The following is a 23,996-nucleotide window of genomic DNA, read 5'->3' as shown; positions in this document are numbered from 1 at the left end:
ACAGTTAAATGAAAAACGGTGTCGGTTGGAACAGCTTTTCTATTTCCGGCACTTGTTTTTTATCATTCAAAAATAGGATAACGTGATCGTTATCTTCAATCACCAGCTGGTTTTTGGCGATAATCACTTCCTCGCCACGCAAAATCGCGCCGATGGTGCAGCCGCTCGGCAGTTTTAATTCCGAGATTTTGCGTCCGACCACATACGAAGTGTCGTGATCGCCGTGTGCTACGATTTCAATCGCTTCGGCATTGCCTTTGCGCAGAGTGGCAACATTGCTCACATCGCCTTTGCGTACATGACCGAGCAGTGCCGAAATGGTGGCTTGTTGCGGCGAAAAGCCGATGTCGATGGTGCCGCCTTGAATCAGGTTAAGATAGGCAATCCGTTGAATCAGCACCATCGCTTTAGCGGCACCGAGCCGTTTTGCCAGCAAGGCTGCCATGATATTGGCTTCGTCGTCGCTGGTCAGCGCGATAAATACATCAATATTTTCAATGTGTTCTTCAAACAGCAGCGATTGATCCGAAGCATCGCCGGAAAAAACCATCGTTTTCGACAGTTTTTCCGCCAGTTGTTCGGCGCGTTGTGGGTTGCGTTCGATCAGCTTGACCCGACAGCGATCTTCCAGATATTTTGCCAGTCCGGCGCCGATATTGCCGCCGCCAATGATCATCACTCGGCGATATGGGCGTTCTAGCCGTTGTAATTCACTCATCACCGCGCGAATGTACGGCGTGGCGCAAATAAACACCACTTCGTCACCCGCTTCGATAATCGTCGAGGCTTGCGGGCGAATATAGCGTTCTTGGCGGGTGATCGACACAATTCGCGCGTCCAAGTGCGGTAGGTGCTCTTTCAGTGCCGAAATGGCATAGCCGACCAATGGACCGCCGTAATAGGCTTTGACCGCCACCAAGCTGATGCGCTCGTCGGCAAAATGGGCGATTTGCAGTGCGCCGGGGTAGTCAATTAAGCGCGCAATATCATCGATCACCAGTTTTTCCGGTGCGATAATATGGTCGATTGGGATCATATCATTATGAAATAGTTTGTCTTTTTCACGGATATATTCATTTTCGCGAATACGGGCGATTTTGCTCGGTGTGCCGAACAGGGTGTAGGCGATTTGGCAGGCGATCATATTGCTTTCATCGGAACTGGTGACCGCCACCAACATATCGGCATCTGCTGCGCCGGCTTCGCGCAGGATACGTGGCGACGAGCCGTTGCCTAAAATGGCGCGCAAATCGAATTTATCTTGCAGATTATTCAACCGCTCTTGGTTGTTGTCGATCACGGTGATGTCGTTATCTTCGCTGACCAAATTTTCCGCCAGCGTGCCGCCGACTTGTCCGGCGCCGAGAATAATGATTTTCATGTTATCGCTTCCGCCTTGTTATGCTGTTTTACGCAATTTAGCATAATAAAACCCGTCGCCGCCATCGACATCGGGTAAAAATTGTTGTCCGTTCGGTTGGGATTGCGTCAAAATCGTCAAGAGTTCGGCGTTGGCAGTATTTGCCAGAAAGGTGTCAATCTGCTGCTGATTTTCCTGTTTCAGAATCGAACAAGTGGCGTAAACCAAAGTGCCACCCACTTTCAATCGCTGCCAAAGTGCGGTCAGAATTTGCTGTTGCAGTTGGCTGAGTGCGTCAATGTCTTGTGCTTGGCGCAGCCATTTAATGTCGGGGTGGCGGCGGATCACGCCGGTGGCGGAACATGGCGCATCGAGTAAAATCCGATCGAACATCACCTCGTCCGCCAGCCAGCTTTCCGGCTGAGTGGCATCGCCGCAAACCACCTCAGCGTGTTGATTGAGACGCTGTAAATTATCTTTCACCCGCTGCAAGCGATTCTGTTCAATGTCTAATGCCAGCACTTTTGCTTGCGGTGCTTGTTCTAAAATATGGGTGGTTTTGCCGCCCGGTGCGGCGCAGGCGTCTAAAATCCGTTCGTTATCTTGCGGTTCAAGCAGCAGTGCCGCCCATTGCGCATGGCTGTCTTGCACCGTCACCCAGCCTTGTTCAAAGTACGGTAGTTGGTTGACGCTGACCGCACTTTGCAACCGAATCGCGCAATCTGGTTGCCCGATTTCAGCGGCAATGCCGTGCTGTTGCAATAAATCGAGATATTGTTCAGTGGTGCAATGTTGGCGATTGACCCGCAGCCACATCGGCGGCTTTTGATTATTCGCCTCGACAATTTCACGCCATTGTTCGGGATAATCTTGTTTTAACCGGTTAACCAACCACTCAGGATGCAAGGTTTGCCAGTGTTTGTCCACGGTTGCCAAAATTGTTTGTTGTTCGCGTAAAAAACTGCGCAATACGCCGTTTAACAGCGCGCGAAAGCTGTCAGCTTTCAGTTGCTTGGCGGCGTTTACCACTTCGTCAACCGCCGCGTGCGCAGGAACGCGCAGATATAACAGTTGATAAAGCCCCACCAGCAGCAAACAATGCACGATACGGGTTTTGCCTTTCAGCGGTTTTTTCACTAACAGCCCGATAATTCGTTCTAATCGCGGCAAAGTGCGGCAAATGCCAAAGCAGATCTCTTGCAGCAGCGGCAGATCTTGCGGCTTCAGTTGTGTGCTGGCTTCCGGCAACAATGCGGACAACGATTTACCGTGATCCAGCACTTGCTGAATAATTTGCGCGGCGATGGCGCGGCTGGAAAGTGCGGTTTTTTTCATGTTTAATCCTGTGTCAAAATGCCGATTAGCTTAAGCTATGCTTAACGGGAAACCAATCACGACGCGAGTTCAACAGATCTTGCGCACTCATCGGTTTTTTGCCCGCCGGTTGCAGCTGTGTCAGGTTTAACACGCCGTCGGCGGTGGCAATCTGAATGCCGTGTTTATCCGCTGCTAAAATCGTGCCGGCAGGTTGTGCAACGTGTGGCAGTACATTGGCTTGATAAACCTTAATCGTTTGCGGCTGTTGCTTTTCGTCTTGGGTAATAAAATAGCTGATCGGCCACGGATTAAAGGCGCGAATGCAGCGTTCCAGTTGTGCCGCCGGTAGCGTCCAGTCCAATTTTGCTTCTTCTTTGCTCAGTTTGGCGGCGTAATTGCTTTCGGCTTCATTCTGTTGTTCAGGTGAAAATTGTTGGCTGTCTAAGCCGTTCAACACGTCAATCAATGCCGGTGGTGCTAGCTGCGCCAATTTTTGATATAATGAAGCGGAGGTTTCATCGGCTGCCAAGTTGCAATAAACTTTGTGCAGCATGGCACCGGTATCTAAGCCAATATCCATCTGCATAATGGTCACTCCGCTTTGTTGATCGCCCGCCCAAACCGCTCTTTGAATCGGCGCCGCCCCGCGCCAGCGCGGCAGCAGTGAACCGTGTACATTCAAACAGCCTAAACGTGGTGCGTCCAGCACTGCTTGCGGCAGTAACAAACCATACGCTACCACCACCATCACATCGGCGTTCAGTTCATGCAGTTGCTGTTGTGCTTCTTGGTTGCGCAGTGATTTCGGTTGATAAACCGGCAGCTGGTGCTGTTCCGCCAGTTGCTTAACCGCACTTGGCTGCAATTTTTTGCCGCGTCCGGCAGGTTTGTCCGGTTGAGTATAAACCGCAATCACCTGATGCTGACTGTTGAGCAATGCTTGTAAATGTTGGGCGGCAAATTCAGGCGTGCCGGCGAAAATAATCTTTAAGGGTTTCATCATCTGGGTCATCAAAATAGAGGAACAAAACAAAAACCTCTCAAGCGAGAGGTTATCGGGTTATTTGGCGGCTAAACGGTTGTGTTTTTCCATTTTTTGTTTGATGCGCTGTCTTTTCAGCGGCGACAAATAATCGACAAACAGCACGCCGTTGAGGTGGTCGATTTCATGTTGAATACAAATCGCCAGCAGCTCGTCGGCTTTCAAGGTGAACGGATTGCCGTTGCGATCCAGTGCTTTCACGGTAATAAACTCTTTGCGTGGCACTAATCCGCGACAGCCCGGAATCGACAAACAACCTTCTTCAATCCCGGTTTCGCCGCTGGCTTCAACCACTTCAGGGTTAATCAGCACGATCTGGTTTTGTTTGTCGCCTTCAATATCAATGGTGATAATCTGTTGGTGAATGTCCACCTGGGTGGCGGCTAAACCGATGCCTTCGTCGTGATACATGGTGTCGAACATATTGTCGATAATTTCACGAATCGAATCGTCCACGCTTTCCACCGGTTTGGCTTTGATGCGCAACCGCTCATCTGGGTATTTTACAACCGCTAAAATGCTCATATTGGGTTCTCTGTTTTTATTCGGATAATAATAGTCTGCCATTCTAACGATTTTTTAGCGATAAAGAAATATCCCACTAAATTTACACAACAAAACCGCACTTTGTGTAGTCTAAATTAAGTCGTTATTCATTTAGGAGAACAAGATGACATTAAGTATAAAAAAAACCGTATTTGCCGTTTTAACAGCCGCTGCCGTATTCGCGACTGTCCCGAGTGCTTATGCCGCTGATACCACGGTGCAATTTAAAAAGGGACAAACTTCAGCCACTTATCAAGGCAAAATTAAAGGAGATGCTTACGACAGTTACTTTTTCACCGCTAAACAAGGGCAAGTATTGAAGTTGAATTTAGACAGTGATGCCCACGCGGAAATGGTGTTGTTCGGACAGGACGATTATGTGGTGGGCGAAGATTATGTGCTGCCGAAAAGCGGCAAATATGAAGTACGGGTGCTGCAAATGCGCACTTTTGCTCGCCGTGGTGCCGAGTCGCCGTATCGCTTAACGGTGGATATTCAAAACCCAAGCGCCGAGAATGTGCCGCAGCCGCATACTGACGGGGCGATTTCAAAGACTTATTATAGCTGTGATAACCAAAAAATCTTAGAAGTGCTGTACATCAACGCACCGAATGTAAATTATGCGGTGATTTACCAAATGGGCGAAATGATCCCAATGGAAATCATGCCGATGGCATCGGGCGCGAATTATACCACCGTGGATAAACGCTACGGCTATAAGTTATACACCAAAGGGGATACCGCCTTTCTAGAGGAAGACGGCAAAACCATTTTGGCTAATTGTGTCGGGCAGGAACACGAGGCGTAATCGCCATTTTCTGCTTTTTGCGATCCCAATTCCAAAAATCGCAGTCATTTTGAATAACAACGGTAGCTTCAGGCAAAATGAGCTACCGTTTTTTATTTTTTTGATGATTATGCCGTTAGAACTCTTACTTCGCTTAAATCAAATTCCTCATCTTGGTACAGTGTCGATTTTGCGCTTGCTGAAACGGGTTTCAGTTGAGCAACTGCTGAATTACGATGCCACTCAATTGGCAACGCTCGGCTGGAATACAAAGCAGATCCAACGTTGGCTGCAACCGCAACAGCACTATATTCAGCCGGTGTTAGCATGGCAGGCACAAAGTGCGGTCAATCAGGTGATCACGATTTTTGATGCGGATTATCCCTATCTGTTAAAACAGAGTGGATCTGCGCCGCTGTTGCTATATCTGCAAGGGGATCGGGCGTTGCTTTCTGAGCCGCAAATTGCGATGGTCGGTAGTCGCCACTGTTCCGATTACGGCGAATATTGGAGCCGCTATTTTGCCGGAGAATTAAGCCGACAAGGCTTGGTGATCACCAGCGGCATGGCATTGGGGATCGACAGTTACAGCCACCAAGCGGCATTGGCGGCAGGCGGTAAAACCATTGCGGTGCTCGGCAGCGGGTTGAACCAGCTGTATCCGAAACGCAACCGTAAATTAGCGCAGCAGATTATCGAGCAAGGTGCGCTGGTGAGCGAGTTTATTCCCGATCAAGTGCCGTTGGAGGAGAATTTTCCACGCCGCAATCGGATCATCAGCGGCTTGAGTTTAGCCACACTGGTGATTGAGGCCGACATCAAGAGTGGTTCGCTAATTACCGCACGCTATGCGTTAGAACAGAATCGAGAGGTGTTTGCGCTGCCGGGGATGATTCAAAATCAGTTTAGTCGAGGTTGCCATGCGTTGATCAAGCAAGGTGCATTGCTGGTGGAGAGCTATCAGGATATTTTGGAGAACCTGAATTATCATGCATCGCCGCCGCAGACCGCACTTGCAGTTACAACATCAATCGCCAACACCACACTTCAATCACCGCCAACGGCGCAAGCGGCAGCACCTCGGCAAGTCGCTTATCCTGAGCTGTATCGCCATTTGAGTTTTGAACCGATCAGCGTTGATGACTTAGCCATCGCTGCTGATTTACCGATTGCCGTGGTGTTGTCGCAGCTGTTGGAGCTGGAGTTGGAAAGTGCGGTTCGCAGTGTGAGCGGCGGATATTGTCGCTGCTGATTGTGCCGCTCGCCTGATTCGGGTTAAGATAATGTCCTGATTGATCAAACCGAAGATGAGTATGCACAAGCGCCCGCTTTTTGAAGCCCAACCCCGACAAACCGAACTTTGCCCGAAGTGCGGTGCGGCGTTGCGTTTGCGGCAAGGTAAAAAAGGGCTTTTCTTAGGTTGTAGTGCTTATCCTGAATGCGATTATTTGAAACCGCTGCAACACAGTGAAAGCAAAGTGTTGAAACAGCTGCCGCAAGCCTGCCCTGAGTGCGGTAACGGGCTGGTGCTGAAGCTGGGGCATTACGGGATGTTTATCGGCTGTAGCCATTTTCCCGATTGCCATTATATTGTGCATGAACAAGCGGAAAGCAGTGAGCTGCAGGCAGCAATTGCTTGCCCTGCTTGCGGACAAGGACAGTTGGTGGCACGCCGCGGCAGACAAGGCAAAACGTTCTATGGCTGCGATCAATTTCCTAAATGCCGTTTTAATCTGGCGCACAAACCGGAAAATCAGCCCTGCCCGAAGTGCGGTTTTCCGTTGGCGTTGCATAAACACGATAACCAGTATCAATGTGCGGACAAACAGTGCCGCCACATATTTCAAGTCGAAGAATGATGAATTACAGTATTGCGCAATTAGCGGCACTGATTAAACAGCAGCAGGTGATCGCCTATCCGACCGAAGCGGTGTTCGGCTTGGGCTGTGATCCGCTGAGTGAAAGTGCGGTTTTGAAGGTATTGGCATTGAAACAGCGCCCGAAAGCGAAAGGGTTAATTGTGATTGCACCGCACTTGGATTATCTGTTGCCGTTTATTGACAGGCGGCGGTTACAGACTACCGATTGGCAGCGGCTGCAAGCCGATTATGATCGCCCGTTAACTTGGGTGGTGCCGAAAAGTGCAGCCACACCGGATTTTCTCAGTGGCGATTTTGATACCTTGGCGGTGCGAATTTGCCGCCACCCGGCGGTTGCCGCATTGTGTGAAGCGGCACAAACCGCCTTGACTTCCACCAGTGCCAACCTGAGCGGACTGCCGCCTTGCTACAACGCAAGCCAAGTGCGGTTACAATTTGGCGATGATTTTCCAGTGTTGGACGCTGCGGTCGGCAATGCAAGCAAGCCGTCGGAGATTCGGGATATTTTTAGTCAGCAAGTGATCAGACAGGGTTAAACAGATGAATAAATACGCCGTATGGGGCAATCCGATTGCACAGAGTCAATCGCCGCAAATTCAACAGCATTTTGCCAAACAACAACAAATTGAACTGGACTATCAGCGAATGCTGGGCGACGAAGTGCGGTTTGAGCAGCAGTTACAAATCTTTTTTGCCGACGGCGGGCAGGGCTGTAATATCACCGCGCCGTTTAAAGAACGTGCGTTCCGTTTGGCAGACGAACATAGCGAACGCTGCCTAACAGCCGAAGCGTGCAACACCTTGAAAAAACAGGTGGACGGTCGCTTATATGCCGACAACACCGACGGCGCAGGGTTGGTGAGTGATCTGGAACGTTTGGGCTGGTTGAAACCGAATCAACAGTTACTGATTTTGGGCGCAGGCGGCGCAACCAAAGGCGTGTTGTTGCCATTGTTGCAAGCGCAGCAGCACATCACGCTGGCAAATCGCACGTTAGACAAAGCGCAGCAGCTGGCGGAGAAATTTAAATCGTATGGCGAGATTCAGGCAGTGGCGTTAAATCAGCTACCCGATCAGCGGTTTGATGTGGTGATCAATGCCACATCGCTCGGGTTGCAGGGCAAAACGGTGGAGATTCAGCCGAGTATTCTGCAAAAGTGCGGTCTGGCTTATGATATGCAATATGCTAAAGGCGACGACACCCCGTTTTTGGCATTGGCGAAACGCTGTGGCGCAGCGCAGACCGCCGATGGTATCGGCATGTTAATCGGACAGGCGGCGCACGCCTTTGCGCTGTGGTTCGGCGTGATGCCGGACACCCAACAACTGCTGAAATAGCCACAAATAATTAAGGCGGCTTAAATGCCGCCTTGAGATAATCCGATTAAATCCGAATGGGATTAGCCGAAAATTTTAAAACGGCTTTCATCATCAATATAGATTTTCTCATCTGCCGCCGCTTCAATGCTGCCGAACGGCATTTGTGCACGCAGCTTCCAGCTTGCCGGAATGCCCCAAGTTTTTGCCACTTCCTCATCAATGATTGGGTTATAGTGTTGCAAGGTTGCGCCTAAACCGGCTTCGGCTAATGCCAGCCACACTGCATATTGCGCCATACCGCCAGATTGTTCCGACCAAATCGGGAAGTTGTCGGCATAGGCAGCAAATTTCTGTTGTAAGCCTTCCACAACACTTTGATCTTCAAAATATAGCACCGTGCCAAAACCGGCTTTAAAGCTGTTATTGACTTTGGTTTCGGTTGCTTCAAATGCGTCCGCCGGCACGATTTTACGCAAGGTGTCTAATACGATATTCCACAGTTTTTCATGTTGCTCACCGAACACCACCACCACGCGTGATGATTGTGAATTGAAAGAAGACGGGGTGTCACGCACGGTTTGTTTAATCAATGCGGTTAGATTGTCTTTAGACAGGTTCACATTTTTGCCGATAGCATAAATAGAACGGCGAGTTTGTTGTAACTGGTTAAAAGCAGAGCTCATGTTATTTTCTCCTGATTTAGGGACGGTTTTTGGTATCTTATTTTGAACTATCGGGGTTGTAAATAACAAAAATATTGATGTATCGTTTCATCACAGGAAATAATAATGTGGCAAAGTGCGGTTTTTAAGAGAATAAAATAGTAATTAACGCCAATTTATGCGGTTTTTTTAAAACAAATCTCTTTTTTGGCTTGAAAATATGATATATAGTTGCGAAGTTTAGATATTATCTATTCTCGATTATTTTAACATATCATCATCTGATTTTAGGAGGTTGAAGCATGGCTCAGCAGCATACGCCGTCTTCACGTGAGACATTTTCCGGTCGCCGGGCATTTATTTTTGCCGCGGTCGGTTCAGCGGTCGGTTTGGGAAATATCTGGCGTTTCCCGTATGTAACCTACGAAAATGGCGGCGGCGCGTTTATTCTGCCGTATGTGATTGCATTATTAACCGCGGGGATTCCGCTGCTGTTTTTGGATTATGCGATCGGGCATAAATATCGCGGTTCGCCACCGTTGGCTTTCCGCCGTCTGTTTGGCGGCATGGAAACCGTGGGCTGGTGGCAAACCATGATCTGTGTGATGATCGGGCTGTATTATGCGGTGATTATCGGCTGGGCGGCGTCATATACTTTCTTCTCGATTAATCACAGCTGGGGCAGCGATCCGGCGGGGTTTTTCTTTGGTGAATATCTGAAAATGTCGAGCGAACCGGGCGTGAGCTTTGAGTTTGTCGCTTCGGTTACTTGGCCATTAGTGGCGGTTTGGCTGATTGTAATCGGTATTTTGGCGATGGGCGTGCAAAAAGGGATTGCCAAATCCTCAGCAATTTTTATTCCGCTATTGTTAGTGATGTTCCTGATTTTGGTGGTGCGTGCGCTGTTTTTACCGGGTGCGGCGGAAGGATTAAATACTTTGTTTACGCCGGATTGGTCAAAACTGAGTGATGCCTCTGTTTGGGTGGCGGCATACGGACAGATTTTCTTCTCGTTGTCGGTTGGCTTCGGGATTATGTTGACTTATTCCTCTTATTTAAAGAAAAAAGAAGACTTAACCGGTTCCGGTTTGGTTGTCGGCTTTGCCAACAGTAGTTTTGAAGTGTTGGCAGGGATCGGGGTGTTTGCGGCATTGGGCTTTATGGCGGCAGCGGCAGGCAAACCGGTTTCTGAAGTGGCAGCATCAGGTATCGGCTTGGCGTTTATCGCGTTCCCAACCATTATTTCTGAAGCACCATTCGGCGAACTGATCGGGATTCTGTTCTTTGGCTCCTTGGTTTTTGCCGGCTTAAGCTCGATGATCTCGATTCTGGAAGTGATTATTTCATCAGTACAAGACAAATGGGGAATGAAGCGTGTGAAAGCAACTTTGGTCGTGAGCGTACCGATGATGCTAGTTTCAGTGCTGTTATTCCCGACGACTACCGGCTTGGCATTGCTTGATGTGGTGGATGCGTATGTGAATAACTTTGGTATCGTTGCCGCAGCGTTGGTTTCAGTGGTGTTCTTGGTTGCCGGTGTCAGCGCCCTGCCAAGTTTGCGTAACCACTTGAATGCTTCATCTTCTTTCCGTCTGGGACGTAAATGGCAGATTTTTGTCGGTGGAATTACACCGGTGATGTTGGGCTATATTTTGATTACTGAAATTGTTAAGCGTTTATCCGAGGGTTATGGCGGCTATCCGACTTGGTTCGTAAATACCTTCGGTTGGGGTATGGCTGTTGGGATTGTGGTGGTTTCCTTCCTGTTATCGCGAGTTAACTGGTCAAAACGTTCCGGTTTATATCAACATGATATTGACGGCGCGCCGGTCGCACCGCCGATTCTCGATAGACAGCTGGATTATAAAGTGATTAAACTGCGTGAATCCGCCGGCTTAAATGTGGCGACTCAGGACGGTCCGGTTAGCCAAACCTCAATTGATAAAAACTAGGAGATCAACATGAGTACATCTGCAATTGTTATGATGGTGATTGCGTTAGTGATCATCTGGGGTGGCTTGGCTGTGGCAGTTATGCGTTTAATCCGCAGCGATAAATAAGCTTTAAATTGAAAAAAGGGCGTTAACCAGTGGTTAACGCCCTTTTTTAGGCAAAAAACTGCACATTTGCATAAAAAACCGTCAGGTAAATAAAAAATCAAAAAAACTTTCAAAAGGGGCTTGCAAAGATTTCGTGAATGTCTATAATGCGCACCTCACAACGACGCAGTGATGAACGAAAGGTTCAAGTCGTTGTGTTGTTCTTTAACAATTTATCAGACAATCTGTGTGGGCACTTGTGCAAGACATTGGTATGAAAATTTTAAATATTAAAGTCTTAATGAGTGCTGAAGTAAATTTATTTTAGGTCAGATATTCATTGAGCGATTGAACTTGAATTGAAGAGTTTGATCATGGCTCAGATTGAACGCTGGCGGCAGGCTTAACACATGCAAGTCGAGCGGTAACAGGGGGGAGCTTGCTTCCTTGCTGACGAGCGGCGGACGGGTGAGTAATGCTTGGGGATCTGCCTTATGGAGGGGGATAACGACGGGAAACTGTCGCTAATACCGCGTAGTATCGAGAGATTAAAGTGTGGGACTTTTCGGAGCCATGCGCCATAAGATGAACCCAAGTGAGATTAGGTAGTTGGTGGGGTAATGGCCTACCAAGCCCGCGATCTCTAACTGGTCTGAGAGGATGACCAGTCACACTGGGACTGAGACACGGCCCAGACTCCTACGGGAGGCAGCAGTGGGGAATATTGCGCAATGGGGGCAACCCTGACGCAGCCATGCCGCGTGAATGAAGAAGGCCTTCGGGTTGTAAAGTTCTTTCGGTGATGAGGAAGGGGCTAATTTTAATAGGGTTAGTCATTGACGTTAGTCACAGAAGAAGCACCGGCTAACTCCGTGCCAGCAGCCGCGGTAATACGGAGGGTGCGAGCGTTAATCGGAATAACTGGGCGTAAAGGGCACGCAGGCGGATAGATAAGTGAGATGTGAAATCCCCGAGCTTAACTTGGGAACTGCATTTCATACTGTTTATCTAGAGTATTGTAGAGAGGGGTAGAATTCCACGTGTAGCGGTGAAATGCGTAGAGATGTGGAGGAATACCGGAGGCGAAGGCGGCCCCTTGGACAAATACTGACGCTCATGTGCGAAAGCGTGGGGAGCAAACAGGATTAGATACCCTGGTAGTCCACGCTGTAAACGATGTCGATTTAGGGGTTGGGTGTATATCTGGCTCTTGTAGCTAACGCGTTAAATCGACCGCCTGGGGAGTACGGCCGCAAGGTTAAAACTCAAATGAATTGACGGGGGCCCGCACAAGCGGTGGAGCATGTGGTTTAATTCGATGCAACGCGAAGAACCTTACCTACTCTTGACATCCAGAGAATCCTGTAGAGATACGGGAGTGCCTTCGGGAGCTCTGAGACAGGTGCTGCATGGCTGTCGTCAGCTCGTGTTGTGAAATGTTGGGTTAAGTCCCGCAACGAGCGCAACCCTTATCCTTTGTTGCCAGCGATTCGGTCGGGAACTCAAAGGAGACTGCCGGTGATAAACCGGAGGAAGGTGGGGATGACGTCAAGTCATCATGGCCCTTACGAGTAGGGCTACACACGTGCTACAATGGCGTATACAGAGGGTGGCGAGTCAGCGATGATGAGCAAATCTCTTAAAGTGCGTCGTAGTCCGGATTGGAGTCTGCAACTCGACTCCATGAAGTCGGAATCGCTAGTAATCGCAAATCAGAATGTTGCGGTGAATACGTTCCCGGGCCTTGTACACACCGCCCGTCACACCATGGGAGTGGGTTGTACCAGAAGTAGATAGCTTAACCTTCGGGGGGGCGTTTACCACGGTATGATTCATGACTGGGGTGAAGTCGTAACAAGGTAACCGTAGGGGAACCTGCGGTTGGATCACCTCCTTAGTAGATTGATGTGTTGTATAGGTGTTCACACAGATTGTTTGATGATGAAGAGAAGAGAGATAACAGAATATCGTGTTATGGTCGGAGTCCCCATCGTCTAGAGGCCTAGGACATCGCCCTTTCACGGCGGTAACCGGGGTTCGAATCCCCGTGGGGACGCCATAACACGATGTTGTTGAAATCGTATTGTTCTTTAAAAATTTGGACACAAGCTAAAAACTGAAGAGAACTCAAGCGAGTTGTTTTTGATGAATGAAAGTTTATTGAAGATAACATCGTAAGAGCTGAGTAATCGAGAAATCGAAGGACTTGTTGAGTGATAAAAGGCACTTGATAGGTCAGCGTAGGGAAACTTACGCACGAGTCAATTGAGACAGCGTCAGGGATGAAAACTCTTGAGGTTGTATGGTTAAGTGACTAAGCGTGCAGGGTGGATGCCTAGGCAGTCAGAGGCGAAGAAGGACGTGCTAATCTGCGAAAAGCGTGGAGGAGTTGATAAGAAGCGCTATCACTCCACGATATCCGAATGGGGAAACCCAGTGGGTGAAGAACCCACTATCAACACATGAATCCATAGTGTGTTGAGGCGAACCGGGAGAACTGAAACATCTCAGTACCCCGAGGAAAAGAAATCAACCGAGATTCTGTAAGTAGCGGCGAGCGAACGCGGAAGAGCCGTTAGTGATAGCGATGGAATTAGGAGAATGTGCTGGGAAGCACAATCGTAGAGGGTGATAATCCCGTATCCGAAGATTCCATTGTGGTACTAGGCTAACAACAAGTAGGGCGGGACACGAGAAATCCTGTTTGAAGATGGGGGGACCATCCTCCAAGGCTAAATACTCCTGACTGACCGATAGTGAACCAGTACCGTGAGGGAAAGGCGAAAAGAACCCTGGTGAAGGGAGTGAAATAGAACCTGAAACCCTGTACGTACAAGCAGTGGGAGCCTCTTTAATGGGGTGACTGCGTACCTTTTGTATAATGGGTCAGCGACTTATATTATGTAGCGAGGTTAACCGAATAGGGGAGCCGAAGGGAAACCGAGTCTTAACTGGGCGAGTAGTTGCATGATATAGACCCGAAACCCGGTGATCTAGCCATGGGCAGGTTGAAGGTTGGGTAACACTAACTGGAGGACCGAACCGACTACTGTTGAAAAAGTAGCGGATGACTTGTGGCTGGGGGTGAAAGGCCAATCAAACCGGGAGATAGCTGGTTCTCCCCGAAATCTATTTAGGTAGAGCCTTAGATGAATACCTTCGGGGGTAGAGCACTGTTTCGGCTAGGGGGTCATCCCGACTTACCAACCCGATGCAAACTGCGAATACCGAAGAGTAATATCTAGGAGACACACGGCGGGTGCTAACGTTCGTCGTGGAGAGGGAAACAACCCAGACCGCCAGCTAAGGTCCCAAAGTACTAGTTAAGTGGGAAACGAAGTGGGAAGGCTTAGACAGCTAGGATGTTGGCTTAGAAGCAGCCACCATTTAAAGAAAGCGTAATAGCTCACTAGTCGAGTCGGCCTGCGCGGAAGATGTAACGGGGCTAAAACTAGTCACCGAAGCTGCGGCATCAGGCGTATCACTAATACGCCTTAAGCTTAACAACTTACGAGTGGAATGAGTAAGTTGGTCAAGCCCTTTAAACGTTGAGACGGTATGCTGTTGAATCGGCGTGAGGAAGGATTATTAGTGATACGCCTGTTGGGTAGGGGAGCGTTGTGTAAGCGGAAGAAGGTGTATTGAGAAGTATGCTGGACGTATCACAAGTGCGAATGCTGACATAAGTAACGATAAAGGGGGTGAAAAACCCCCTCGCCGGAAGACCAAGGGTTCCTGTCCAACGTTAATCGGGGCAGGGTGAGTCGGCCCCTAAGGCGAGGCTGAAGAGCGTAGTCGATGGGAAACGGGTTAATATTCCCGTACTTGTTATAAGAGCGATGTGGGGACGGAGCAGGTTAAGTGAGCCGGGTGACGGAAGTCCCGGTCCAAGCGTGTAGGATGGATGATTAGGCAAATCCGGTCATTTAAATCAGAGGCGTGATGGGGAGACTCTACGGAGTCGAAGTTGCCGATACCACACTTCCAGGAAAAGCCGCTAAGCTTATCTTATAATAAACCGTACTGAAAACCGACACAGGTGGTCAGGTAGAGAATACTCAGGCGCTTGAGAGAACTCGGGTGAAGGAACTAGGCAAAATAGCACCGTAACTTCGGGAGAAGGTGCGCTGATGGTAATTGAAGTCCTTATCGGATGGAGGTGAAGTCAGTCGAAGATACCAGCTGGCTGCAACTGTTTATTAAAAACACAGCACTCTGCAAACACGAAAGTGGACGTATAGGGTGTGACGCCTGCCCGGTGCTGGAAGGTTAATTGATGATGTGAGAGCATTTGATCGAAGCCCCAGTAAACGGCGGCCGTAACTATAACGGTCCTAAGGTAGCGAAATTCCTTGTCGGGTAAGTTCCGACCTGCACGAATGGCGTAATGATGGCCAGGCTGTCTCCACCCGAGACTCAGTGAAATTGAAATCGCCGTGAAGATGCGGTGTACCCGCGGCTAGACGGAAAGACCCCGTGAACCTTTACTATAGCTTGACACTGAACATTGAATTTTGATGTGTAGGATAGGTGGGAGACTATGAAGTAGCAACGCCAGTTGTTATGGAGTCGTTGTTGAAATACCACCCTTTAAGGTTTGATGTTCTAACACAGACTGCGGAACGTGGTCGTGGACAGTGTCTGGTGGGTAGTTTGACTGGGGCGGTCTCCTCCCAAAGCGTAACGGAGGAGTACGAAGGTTTGCTAATCACGGTCGGACATCGTGAGGTTAGTACAATGGTATAAGCAAGCTTGACTGCGAGACGGACATGTCGAGCAGGTGCGAAAGCAGGTCATAGTGATCCGGTGGTTCTGAATGGAAGGGCCATCGCTCAACGGATAAAAGGTACTCCGGGGATAACAGGCTGATACCGCCCAAGAGTTCATATCGACGGCGGTGTTTGGCACCTCGATGTCGGCTCATCACATCCTGGGGCTGAAGTAGGTCCCAAGGGTATGGCTGTTCGCCATTTAAAGTGGTACGCGAGCTGGGTTTAGAACGTCGTGAGACAGTTCGGTCCCTATCTGCCGTGGGCGTTGGAGAATTGAAAGGGGCTGCTCCTAGTACGAGAGGACCGGAGTGGACGCACCGCTGGTGTTCCAGTTGTTTCGCCAGAAGCATTGCTGGGTAGCTACGTGCGGAAGAGATAAGTGCTGAAAGCATCTAAGCACGAAACTTGCCTTGAGATGAGTTCTCCCCGACTAAGAGTCGGTAAGGGTTGTTTAAGACTAAGACGTAGATAGGCGGGGTGTGTAAGTGTAGTGATATATTGAGCTAACCCGTACTAATTGCCCGAGAGGCTTAACCATACAACGCTCAAGGGTTTTTGAGTTGAGGATAGAGTCAACTAGAGAACCTGATAAGAAAGAGTTTTTGAAGAGATTAGCTTGTGACCGAATAAAGAATAGCGTGACGCACGAAAGAATAGATACGAAAGTATAGATAAGTACGAACGAACAAAATGACAATCAAGCCGAATTATTCCGGCGGCGATAGTGCAGTAGTCCCACCTGATTCCATGCCGAACTCAGAAGTGAAATGCTGTAACGCCGATGGTAGTGTGGGGTCTCCCCATGTGAGAGTAGGACACCGCCGGATTTTATATAAGATAGCCCCTGTATCGAGAGATGCAGGGGTTTTTGTTTTGGGGAAATAAAAAACGGCAAAGGCAGAAGGCATCGTAGAAAAATGACTAAAAAGAGTCCTTTTTGCAATAAATGCTACTCCCACAAATACGGCTTTAAAGCGAATCACAAATTTGAATCTTATTATGGATGTCACTTTTTTCAGGCGACAATTAGGTGTATTAGTCATAATGGATTCCCTCTTGAAAAAAGACTTATTATTCAGTCTATTACTTGCGATGGACGACGGGGATTATCCCACCCAAATGTGCCAATTTCACCTTGTTGCAATGGTGATTAGAACGCTGGGCAGAAACCCTAAATCCGTTGCAGGAAAGGAGTTGAAAACAATGGTTAAAACGCTCAAGCAGAGTCACAAAAATGAGCTTTATGTTCGTTTGTACCACAGGTTTTTTACGGCACAAATCCTACTTAGAAGAGCCGTCTGATATACCGGATACTCAGGGTAAATTCCCTTATAAACACCGCAAATTAAGAGGGGTTTATGCCGGCATTAAGCGCTATATGGATTCTCTGTAATATGCCGTTTTTTATCGGACGAGATAAATCTGCCACTTATTCGGTTACTTGGATAAAGCGCACCAAGCGCGGGCACACAATCCGGAAATAATCTTCGGTGTTGAGGATAATCGAACGCTCTAAAGTGCCTGCGTTAAACGCCAATTCGTCATAGCGTTCCGACAGGCTGGGATCAACCACCAGTGCTAACTGGGAATCAAAACTGAACGGCGGTATGGCGCCGAATACGCAATCGGTCAATGCATACACTTCCGCCGGGCTGGATAACGAGGCTTTTTTTGCGCCGAACGCCGCGGCGATCAGGTTTAAATCCGCTTGCTGATCCGCCGGCAAAATCGCCAGCACGCTTTGTTTCACACCATTTCCTTTCAAGGTGCAGACCAACGCTTTCGCGCCCTGCCCGATTTCAGTGCCACGGATTTTGGCGACATCCGCCGATTTTCCGGCTGAGGGGTGTTCCACCACGCGATAGCGCGCCTGCTGTTGCGACAGCAATTCAACCACTTGTTTAAAGGTTTGTTCCGACATCACTCGCCTTGCTGAAATAAAGTAAAAGTGCGGTTCGGGCGCCCTGACTAAACCGCCAAAGGGGCGATTATTGCCCCTCGTCCAAACGGTTAATGTGTTTTTTCGCCGCGATCCACGCGCCGCACCAGCCGGTGAATGCCGCCAGCATAATGATAAACAGCATTTCGATTAGGTTGATGCCGTTCAGCTCATACTTCACTGCGAAAATATCGGCGACGTATTCAATCGCGGTGGAAAAATAGGCGATAGTGATCGTGCTGAGCAGTGCCGCTAAAATCCCGCCGATAATGCCGTAAATTAAGCCGGTGTAAAGAAACGGACGCAAAATAAAGAGTTCGGTGGCGCCAAGCAATTTGGTCACTTCAATGTTAGCGCGGCTGCTATAAACATCGGAACGGATGCTATTGCCGATGACCAGAATCACCGCCAGCAACATCAGCAAGGTGCAAACCACCGCAATTCGCCCGGCAAGCCAAGTGATCGCACCCAGTTTTTCCAGCCAATCACTGTCTAACCGCACTTCGTCCACGCCTTTGACCTTGCCCAGGGCAACGCGCAGATCCGCTAGTTTCGCGCTCTGTTTAAACTCGTCCTCCGGACTTATCGTCACCACCGCCGGCAACGGATTATCGTCCAACAATTCCAGCTCGGTGCCGAAGCCCGACCAAGCGCGGAACTCCTCAAGGCTTTGCTGGCGCGAAATGTAGCTCAACGAGGCAACGCCGTTTTGTTGACGCAACTTTTCTGTTACCAGATTGGCGTCGGCTTCGCTCAGGCTTTTATCCAAATAAACACTGATTTGTGATTCGGGATAAAATTTGTTTGCCGCCTCTTTGGTGTTTTTCCACAATAAATAACTGATGGTCGGAATGGTCAGGGAAACCGCAATCACCAACACCGTTAGCAATGTGCCGACCCGTTTTAGCCATAAATCCGCCAATACCGATTTCAATACATATTGGGTTTGCATCCAAAAAGGCGCTTGTAAACGACGTGAATTCATCTGTAGCAACTCCTATTGAAATGCACGCAAATGCCCTTGTTCCAGCACAAGGGTCGGTTTTGGTTTTTGTTGGATGATCGCGTGATCGTGGGTAGCGATTAATACTGTGACACCGATTCGGTTAAACTCCTCAAACAGGCGGAAAATCTCGTGCGACAGCGCCTTATCTAAGTTGCCGGTCGGCTCGTCTGCCAGCAACAATTGCGGGCGATTCACCACCGCGCGGGCAATATCCACCCGCTGTTGTTCACCGCCGGACAAGTGCAGCGGCAAGTGATTGGCGCGGTGCAGCAAACCGACTTTGTCCAACGCGGCAGACGCACGGCGCTTGATTTCGTTCGGGTGCATTCCGCTGATAATCAGCGGCAGCGACACGTTTTCCAATACAGAACGATCAGTCAGCAAGCGGTAATCCTGATGCACCATGCCTATTTGACGACGCAAAAACGGAACTTGTTCCGGGCTGATTCGAGTGATGTCATGCCCGTTAAAAAATACGCTGCCGCCGTTGGCGCGCTCAATTCCCATAATCAATTTTAACAGGGTGCTTTTGCCTGCGCCGGAATGTCCGGTCAGGTAGCTCATGCTGCCGACCGGCAGGTGAAAGCTCAGTCCTTGCAACGCCTGTTTGCCGCCCAAATAGGCTTTGCTCACATTCACAAAACGGATCATGTTTTCTCTCTTTTTTGGTTATTCCTGTTCGTGGCTGAACAGCGCCTCGATAAATTGCTGTGCTTCAAACGGGCGCAAATCGTCAATTTTTTCGCCCACACCGATATAACGAATCGGCACTTTGAACTGATCGGCAATCGCGAAAATCACCCCGCCTTTGGCAGTCCCGTCCAGCTTAGTCAAACTGATGCCGGTTAAGCCGACCGCCTCATTAAACAGTTTCGCTTGGCTGATGGCATTCTGTCCGGTGCCGGCGTCTAAGGTCAGCATAATTTCATGCGGTGCTTCGGGATCCAGCTTTTGCATCACCCGCACGATTTTTTTCAATTCGTCCATCAGGTTATTTTTATTTTGCAAACGCCCGGCGGTGTCTGCTAACAATACATCGATATTTTTGGCGTTTGCCGATTCGATCGCATCATAAATCACCGAGGCGGAATCCGATCCGCTGCTTTGTGCCACCACCGGAATGCCATTGCGCTCGCCCCACACCTGCAGCTGCTCGACTGCTGCCGCACGGAAGGTGTCGCCCGCCGCCAACATCACCGATTTGCCTTCCGATTGGAATTGGCGCGCCAGCTTGCCGATGGTGGTGGTTTTACCGACGCCGTTGACGCCGACCATTAGAATCACAAACGGCTTTTTATCAGTGATCACTAACGGCTGTGCCACCGGCTGCAAAATGTCCGCCATCTCTTGTTTGAGTTTTTGATACAGCTGCTCGGCATCGCGCAGCTCTTTTTTTGAGGCGTGCTGCGTCAGGCTATCAATAATTTTAGTGGTGGTCGGCATACCAATATCGGCGATCAGTAGCTGCTCTTCTAGTTCCTCAAACAGCTCGTCATTAATCTTTTTGCCAACGAACAGGCTGCGAAAGCCTGCGCCCAGATTCAGTTTGGTTTTGACCAACCCTTTCAGCAAACGGCTGAAAAAGCCGCCTTCACTTGGTTTTTCTTGTTCTTGCGTTTTTGCTTGCTCTTGTGCTAACCGCACTTGCTCAGCTTTTTCTGCCGCTTCACATTCTGCTTGCTCCTGCGCTAACCGCAGTTGTTCAGCTTGTTCTGCCGCTTCGCGTTCCGCTTGCACTTGTGCTAACCGCAGTTGTTCGGCTTTTTCCGCTGCTTCGCGCTCTGCTTGTTCTGCCGCTGCACGTTCTGCTTGCTCCTGCGCTAACCGCAGTTGTTCAGCTTGTTCTGCCGCTTCACGTTCCGCTTGTTCCTGTGCCAACCGTGCTTGCTCGGCTTGTTCCGCCGCTTCATGTTCTGCTTGCGCTAACTGCTCTTGTTCAGCTACTTTTTGTTCTACTGACTGCTGTTGCTCATTTTGTTCTGTTTTTTTGCCAAGCCCCAGCCAAGACCAAAAACCGCTCTTTTTGTTGTTCTCTGCCATTGATTTACTCTCAATAATTCTGCATTAATTCCGAATGTTATCTAGGTTTGCGTCGAAATGCTTTAAACCGAGCGTTAGTTTATCACCTAACCTTATTTTTTGTGAAATTTTAGCCATAATTTCGTGATAAAAAAAGGGATTGCCAATGCAATCCCTTAACGCTATTCGATTATGTTACGCTTGATCCAGCTGGCCGTGGTCTTCGATCACTGCTTGGTTTTCATCAAACTCAGGCAATGGTTTGTGCTGGCTGGCGATAAAGCTGTAGATCACCGGCAAGACGAACAGGGTAAACAGCGTACCGATCGCCAATCCGGAAATGATCACCACCCCGATACTGAAGCGGGAAACCGCACCGGCACCGGAAGCAAACAGTAGCGGAATCAAACCGGCGATCATCGCCGCAGTGGTCATCAGGATCGGACGCAAACGAATACGCGCCGCTTCTGAAATCGCTTCGATTCGACTTTTGCCGTGTAGCAATTGTTCCTCTTTTGCCACTTCACACATCAAGATTCCGTGTTTGGTGATCAAGCCGACTAAGGTGATCAATCCAACCTCTGAGTAGATATTTAGCGTGGTGCCTACCGTTCCCAGGAAACTGAGCAAGTTCAGCACTAATAATGCGCCACTGATAGCTAATGGCACGGAAACCATGATTACCAGCGGATCGCGAATCGATTCAAACTGGATTGCCAACACCAAAAAGATGATGATCACCGCCAGTCCGAAAGTGGTACCCAATGAGCTGCCTTCCTGTACCAATTGGCGCGATTCGCTGCGGAAATCGTAGGTGTAACCTTGCGGCAATAGATCCGCACCGGTGGTTTGGAACCAGCTGACCGCATCGCCCAGCGAGCCGGTCGGCACGCCGCTGATCACCGCCGAGTTCAACTGATTGAAGCGCGGCAACGTTAACGGTTGAGTTTTTAATTCCAAAGTAATCAAGCTGCTTAACGGTACGGATCGTCCGTCCGCCGCTGTAAGGAAGTAGCCATCCATCGCTTCCGGATTCAAACGTTTTTTGCGCTCTACGCCGGAAATAATCCGATATGCCCGCCCTTCGATATCCACCCGGGTGATAGTCGCGCCGGATAAGAAGCTGCCTAGCGTGGTACTGATTTGGCTCATGGTAATGCCGTAAGTATTGGCTTTGTCCATATCAATCCGCATATTCATTTCGGCGGTGTCAAAGTTCAAGTCCAAATTGCTGACGATAAATTGTCCGGAACGCTGCGCCGCTTCCAAGACCGATTGTGCAATCTGCACCAAATCTTGATAACTGTTTGGTGTGGTGATCACAAATGCAACCGGCATTCCTTGCTCCCCGGTATCGATTTCCGGGAATGGGAAACCGCTGACCGAAATTTCAGGAATCGCTTTAGCGCGATTATTCAGATCCGCCATGATTTGTGCCTGACTACGCGTCCGATCATTCCAGTCAACCAAGGTGGCAATTGCCAGGGCGTTATTTGAGCTCGGCACCCCGGAAATCACTTGTGAGAACTGAATCTCCGGCGTGTCTTTCAGCAGTTGTTCATAGGCTTTCATCGAGTTCTGAATATAGTCGATATTTTTATTCGCTGAGGTGGTTCCCACCGCCAACAACGCGCCCTTATCCTCATTCGGCACCAATTCGCTCGATAGCGAGTTGAGCATCACCGGCAGCGTGGCAAAAATGATCGCAGCAAAACCCAGCACCCAAATACGGTTCGCCATGGTCAATGCCAGCAAAGTGCGGTAGCCATTGGTCAGTTTGTTTAGGAAGCCTTCTACACACCGCTCCAATTTGCTCGGATTAGAATGCGCTTTCAGCAAGTGCGCGCACATCATCGGCGATAAAGTCAAGGCAATAATTCCTGAGATAAACACTGCACCCGCTAAGGTCAAAGCAAACTCTTTAAACAGCGTTCCGGTGATCCCTCCCATTAACGCCATTGGGGAATATACCGCACACAACGCGATAGTCATTGAGATAACCGGCACCGCAATTTCGCGCGTTCCGATAATCGCTGCGCGGAACGGCGTTTCGCCCAGTTTGATATGACGGTCGACGTTTTCCAACACCACGATCGCATCGTCCACCACCAAACCGATTGCTAGAATCATTGCCAGCAATGTCATCAAGTTAATCGAGAAATCAAATGCCTGTAACAGCATGATTACCCCGATCAGTGAAATCGGAATGGTCACCACCGGCACAATCATCGCGCGGAACGAACCGAGGAACATGGTGATCACCACCAATACGATTAAGGTCGCTTCCAAAATGGTTTTCACCACTTCGTCGATCGAACTGTTAATCGCCGTAGTGCGGTCATACAGCACTTTTGACTGAATGCTCGGCGGCAAGTTATTATCAATGGTTTTCAATAACGGATAGATGTTTTCGATTACCGTCAACGGGTTGGCACTGGATGCTGGTTCAATCGACAAGACCACCGCATTTTCACCGTTCGCCGCCGCTCGCGCAGTATCGCTCTCTTTATTCAATTCAACCGTGGCAATGTCGGCTAAATGCACCAATTTGTCGCCGTCAGCGCTGATTACCAGTTTTTTCAACTGCTCGATATCGGTGGTGGTGGTGTACACTTTATTTTTTACAATGGTGTACCAGCCGTTGGTATTCCCTGCGGCGGTTTGCACGTTATTGCTGGAAAGTGCGCTCATCACCTGCGGCGCGGATAATCCTAAAGTCGCCATTTTTTCCGGATCCAGCCAAATTCGCATCGCATATGGCGTGCCGCCGAATACATCGACTTTGGCAACCCCCGGCACGGTAAAGAACTGCGGTTTAACCACCCGTTGAATATAGTCGGTTACCTGGCTTGGATCGAGCTGTTCCGAGGTGAAGCTGACATACATCATGCCCGAACCACCAGTGGAAGAGGTAATGCTCGGATCGTCAATCCCACTCGGCAGCGCCGAACGCACCGAGTTGACCTTCGCCAACACGTCCGCCAAAGCACCGTTCGGATCGGTGTTCAATTTCATTTTCACCGTAATGCTCGAAGAACCTTGGCTGCTTGAGGACGACATATAATCAATATTGTCCGCCTGCGCAATCGCCTCTTCCAATTGTGAGGTCACGAACGCCTGAATCAGGCTGGCATCGGCGCCGGGATAAGTAGTGCTGACATTGATCACCGTGGTGGTCATTTTCGGGTATTCCCGCACCGTCAGCTTAGAAACCGCTTGCAAGCCGAGGATCACAATCAGAATACTGATTGCAGCGGCGAGAACCGGGCGGCGAATAAAAATATCTGTAAAACGCATCGTATTTTCC

The 23,996-nt window shown here is 49.3% G+C and carries 18 protein-coding genes, 1 tRNA gene and 3 rRNA genes; 12 read left to right on the top strand and 10 right to left on the bottom strand.

What is annotated here, in order from left to right; all coding sequences use genetic code 11:
* Nucleotides 1-4: 4 nt before the first annotated feature.
* The 4 genes from trkA to def are packed head-to-tail and all read right to left on the bottom strand — an operon-like array spanning nucleotide 5 to nucleotide 4,244.
* A complete protein-coding gene (gene trkA / locus ACUHGC_RS02445; RefSeq protein ID WP_446834098.1) occupies nucleotides 5-1,381 on the bottom strand; it encodes a Trk system potassium transporter TrkA in 1,377 nt (458 codons plus the stop codon).
* Between the two features lie 18 nt (nucleotides 1,382-1,399).
* Nucleotides 1,400-2,695, bottom strand: a complete 1,296-nt coding sequence (rsmB, locus tag ACUHGC_RS02440) for a 16S rRNA (cytosine(967)-C(5))-methyltransferase RsmB (RefSeq protein ID WP_446834097.1) — start codon at nucleotides 2,693-2,695, stop codon at nucleotides 1,400-1,402.
* Nucleotides 2,696-2,720: 25 nt separating this feature from the next.
* On the bottom strand, nucleotides 2,721-3,677 hold the full coding sequence (gene fmt, locus ACUHGC_RS02435) for a methionyl-tRNA formyltransferase (RefSeq protein WP_446834821.1): 957 nt from the start codon (nucleotides 3,675-3,677) through the stop codon (nucleotides 2,721-2,723).
* A gap of 60 nt (nucleotides 3,678-3,737) precedes the next feature.
* Nucleotides 3,738-4,244: a peptide deformylase gene (gene def, locus ACUHGC_RS02430; RefSeq protein ID WP_446834096.1), complete on the bottom strand. Its 507-nt coding sequence runs from the start codon at nucleotides 4,242-4,244 to the stop codon at nucleotides 3,738-3,740.
* A 145-nt stretch (nucleotides 4,245-4,389) separates the two neighbouring features.
* Here def and ACUHGC_RS02425 point away from each other — a divergent pair, with 145 nt between their 5' ends.
* The 5 genes from ACUHGC_RS02425 to aroE all read left to right on the top strand — a co-directional run bounded on the left by ACUHGC_RS02425 (nucleotide 4,390) and on the right by aroE (nucleotide 8,270).
* Nucleotides 4,390-5,073 carry an MliC family protein gene (locus ACUHGC_RS02425; RefSeq protein WP_446834095.1) on the top strand — a complete coding sequence of 228 codons (684 nt, stop codon included), beginning with the start codon at nucleotides 4,390-4,392 and terminating at the stop codon, nucleotides 5,071-5,073.
* A 109-nt stretch (nucleotides 5,074-5,182) separates the two neighbouring features.
* On the top strand, nucleotides 5,183-6,304 hold the full coding sequence (dprA, locus tag ACUHGC_RS02420) for a DNA-processing protein DprA (RefSeq protein WP_446834094.1): 1,122 nt from the start codon (nucleotides 5,183-5,185) through the stop codon (nucleotides 6,302-6,304).
* 61 nt (nucleotides 6,305-6,365) lie between these two features.
* Complete coding sequence (locus tag ACUHGC_RS02415; RefSeq protein WP_446834093.1) at nucleotides 6,366-6,911, top strand: topoisomerase DNA-binding C4 zinc finger domain-containing protein; 546 nt, start codon at nucleotides 6,366-6,368, stop codon at nucleotides 6,909-6,911.
* Nucleotides 6,911-7,468, top strand: coding sequence for a Sua5/YciO/YrdC/YwlC family protein (locus ACUHGC_RS02410; protein ID WP_446834092.1), 558 nt, complete (start codon nucleotides 6,911-6,913; stop codon nucleotides 7,466-7,468). Before ACUHGC_RS02415 ends, ACUHGC_RS02410 begins: the two co-directional genes overlap by 1 nt.
* Nucleotides 7,469-7,472: 4 nt before the next feature.
* Nucleotides 7,473-8,270, top strand: coding sequence for a shikimate dehydrogenase (aroE, locus tag ACUHGC_RS02405; RefSeq protein ID WP_446834091.1), 798 nt, complete (start codon nucleotides 7,473-7,475; stop codon nucleotides 8,268-8,270).
* A 62-nt stretch (nucleotides 8,271-8,332) separates the two neighbouring features.
* Here aroE and ACUHGC_RS02400 read toward each other — a convergent pair whose 3' ends face one another.
* Nucleotides 8,333-8,935, bottom strand: a complete 603-nt coding sequence (locus tag ACUHGC_RS02400; protein WP_446834090.1) for a nitroreductase family protein — start codon at nucleotides 8,933-8,935, stop codon at nucleotides 8,333-8,335.
* 281 nt (nucleotides 8,936-9,216) lie between these two features.
* Between ACUHGC_RS02400 and ACUHGC_RS02395 the strand changes: the two genes are divergently transcribed.
* The 7 genes from ACUHGC_RS02395 (at nucleotide 9,217) to ACUHGC_RS02365 (ending at nucleotide 17,027) form a co-directional block, all read left to right on the top strand.
* Nucleotides 9,217-10,866: a sodium-dependent transporter gene (locus ACUHGC_RS02395; protein WP_446834089.1), complete on the top strand. Its 1,650-nt coding sequence runs from the start codon at nucleotides 9,217-9,219 to the stop codon at nucleotides 10,864-10,866.
* A 9-nt stretch (nucleotides 10,867-10,875) separates the two neighbouring features.
* The gene (locus ACUHGC_RS02390) at nucleotides 10,876-10,974 is read left to right on the top strand and encodes a methionine/alanine import family NSS transporter small subunit (protein WP_446834088.1); all 99 of its coding nucleotides are present in this window, start codon (nucleotides 10,876-10,878) and stop codon (nucleotides 10,972-10,974) included.
* 335 nt (nucleotides 10,975-11,309) lie between these two features.
* Nucleotides 11,310-12,850: ribosomal RNA gene (locus ACUHGC_RS02385) — 16S ribosomal RNA — on the top strand.
* Between the two features lie 86 nt (nucleotides 12,851-12,936).
* Nucleotides 12,937-13,012, top strand: a tRNA-Glu gene (locus tag ACUHGC_RS02380).
* 245 nt (nucleotides 13,013-13,257) lie between these two features.
* A 23S ribosomal RNA gene (locus ACUHGC_RS02375) occupies nucleotides 13,258-16,263 on the top strand.
* A gap of 173 nt (nucleotides 16,264-16,436) precedes the next feature.
* Nucleotides 16,437-16,552 (top strand): 5S ribosomal RNA (rrf, locus tag ACUHGC_RS02370).
* Together the 16S, 23S and 5S rRNA genes with 1 tRNA gene alongside form the textbook arrangement of a ribosomal RNA operon.
* 229 nt (nucleotides 16,553-16,781) lie before the next feature.
* Nucleotides 16,782-17,027, top strand: coding sequence for a hypothetical protein (locus tag ACUHGC_RS02365; RefSeq protein ID WP_446834087.1), 246 nt, complete (start codon nucleotides 16,782-16,784; stop codon nucleotides 17,025-17,027).
* A 127-nt stretch (nucleotides 17,028-17,154) separates the two neighbouring features.
* Here ACUHGC_RS02365 and ACUHGC_RS02360 read toward each other — a convergent pair whose 3' ends face one another.
* From ACUHGC_RS02360 to ACUHGC_RS02340, 5 genes are all read right to left on the bottom strand, one after another.
* Nucleotides 17,155-17,646 (bottom strand): YbaK/prolyl-tRNA synthetase associated domain-containing protein, encoded by a 492-nt coding sequence (locus ACUHGC_RS02360; protein WP_446834086.1) that lies wholly within the window; start codon nucleotides 17,644-17,646, stop codon nucleotides 17,155-17,157.
* A 67-nt stretch (nucleotides 17,647-17,713) separates the two neighbouring features.
* A complete protein-coding gene (gene ftsX, locus ACUHGC_RS02355; RefSeq protein ID WP_446834085.1) occupies nucleotides 17,714-18,649 on the bottom strand; it encodes a permease-like cell division protein FtsX in 936 nt (311 codons plus the stop codon).
* Between the two features lie 12 nt (nucleotides 18,650-18,661).
* Nucleotides 18,662-19,321: a cell division ATP-binding protein FtsE gene (ftsE, locus tag ACUHGC_RS02350; RefSeq protein ID WP_446834084.1), complete on the bottom strand. Its 660-nt coding sequence runs from the start codon at nucleotides 19,319-19,321 to the stop codon at nucleotides 18,662-18,664.
* Between the two features lie 18 nt (nucleotides 19,322-19,339).
* Nucleotides 19,340-20,710 carry a signal recognition particle-docking protein FtsY gene (gene ftsY, locus ACUHGC_RS02345; RefSeq protein ID WP_446834083.1) on the bottom strand — a complete coding sequence of 457 codons (1,371 nt, stop codon included), beginning with the start codon at nucleotides 20,708-20,710 and terminating at the stop codon, nucleotides 19,340-19,342.
* A 174-nt stretch (nucleotides 20,711-20,884) separates the two neighbouring features.
* Nucleotides 20,885-23,986, bottom strand: coding sequence for an efflux RND transporter permease subunit (locus ACUHGC_RS02340; RefSeq protein WP_446834082.1), 3,102 nt, complete (start codon nucleotides 23,984-23,986; stop codon nucleotides 20,885-20,887).
* Nucleotides 23,987-23,996 lie beyond the last annotated feature (10 nt).

The sequence above is a fragment of the Testudinibacter sp. P27/CKL/0425 genome, assembly GCF_052931395.1.
Note: the sequence above shows the minus strand (reverse complement) of the source record. Positions and strands in the feature narration are given on the sequence as shown.

Coding starts and splice junctions, on each gene's coding strand:
- ACUHGC_RS02390 (WP_446834088.1), top strand. CDS start 10,876: ATGAGTACATCTGCAATTGTTATGATGGTGATTGCGTTAGTGATCATC.
- ACUHGC_RS02340 (WP_446834082.1), bottom strand. CDS start 23,986: ATGCGTTTTACAGATATTTTTATTCGCCGCCCGGTTCTCGCCGCTGCA.
- ACUHGC_RS02360 (WP_446834086.1), bottom strand. CDS start 17,646: ATGTCGGAACAAACCTTTAAACAAGTGGTTGAATTGCTGTCGCAACAG.
- ACUHGC_RS02410 (WP_446834092.1), top strand. CDS start 6,911: ATGAATTACAGTATTGCGCAATTAGCGGCACTGATTAAACAGCAGCAG.
- ACUHGC_RS02415 (WP_446834093.1), top strand. CDS start 6,366: ATGCACAAGCGCCCGCTTTTTGAAGCCCAACCCCGACAAACCGAACTT.
- ACUHGC_RS02395 (WP_446834089.1), top strand. CDS start 9,217: ATGGCTCAGCAGCATACGCCGTCTTCACGTGAGACATTTTCCGGTCGC.
- aroE (WP_446834091.1), top strand. CDS start 7,473: ATGAATAAATACGCCGTATGGGGCAATCCGATTGCACAGAGTCAATCG.
- ACUHGC_RS02400 (WP_446834090.1), bottom strand. CDS start 8,935: ATGAGCTCTGCTTTTAACCAGTTACAACAAACTCGCCGTTCTATTTAT.
- ftsY (WP_446834083.1), bottom strand. CDS start 20,710: ATGGCAGAGAACAACAAAAAGAGCGGTTTTTGGTCTTGGCTGGGGCTT.
- trkA (WP_446834098.1), bottom strand. CDS start 1,381: ATGAAAATCATTATTCTCGGCGCCGGACAAGTCGGCGGCACGCTGGCG.
- ACUHGC_RS02425 (WP_446834095.1), top strand. CDS start 4,390: ATGACATTAAGTATAAAAAAAACCGTATTTGCCGTTTTAACAGCCGCT.
- rsmB (WP_446834097.1), bottom strand. CDS start 2,695: ATGAAAAAAACCGCACTTTCCAGCCGCGCCATCGCCGCGCAAATTATT.
- dprA (WP_446834094.1), top strand. CDS start 5,183: ATGCCGTTAGAACTCTTACTTCGCTTAAATCAAATTCCTCATCTTGGT.
- ftsX (WP_446834085.1), bottom strand. CDS start 18,649: ATGAATTCACGTCGTTTACAAGCGCCTTTTTGGATGCAAACCCAATAT.
- def (WP_446834096.1), bottom strand. CDS start 4,244: ATGAGCATTTTAGCGGTTGTAAAATACCCAGATGAGCGGTTGCGCATC.
- fmt (WP_446834821.1), bottom strand. CDS start 3,677: ATGAAACCCTTAAAGATTATTTTCGCCGGCACGCCTGAATTTGCCGCC.
- ftsE (WP_446834084.1), bottom strand. CDS start 19,321: ATGATCCGTTTTGTGAATGTGAGCAAAGCCTATTTGGGCGGCAAACAG.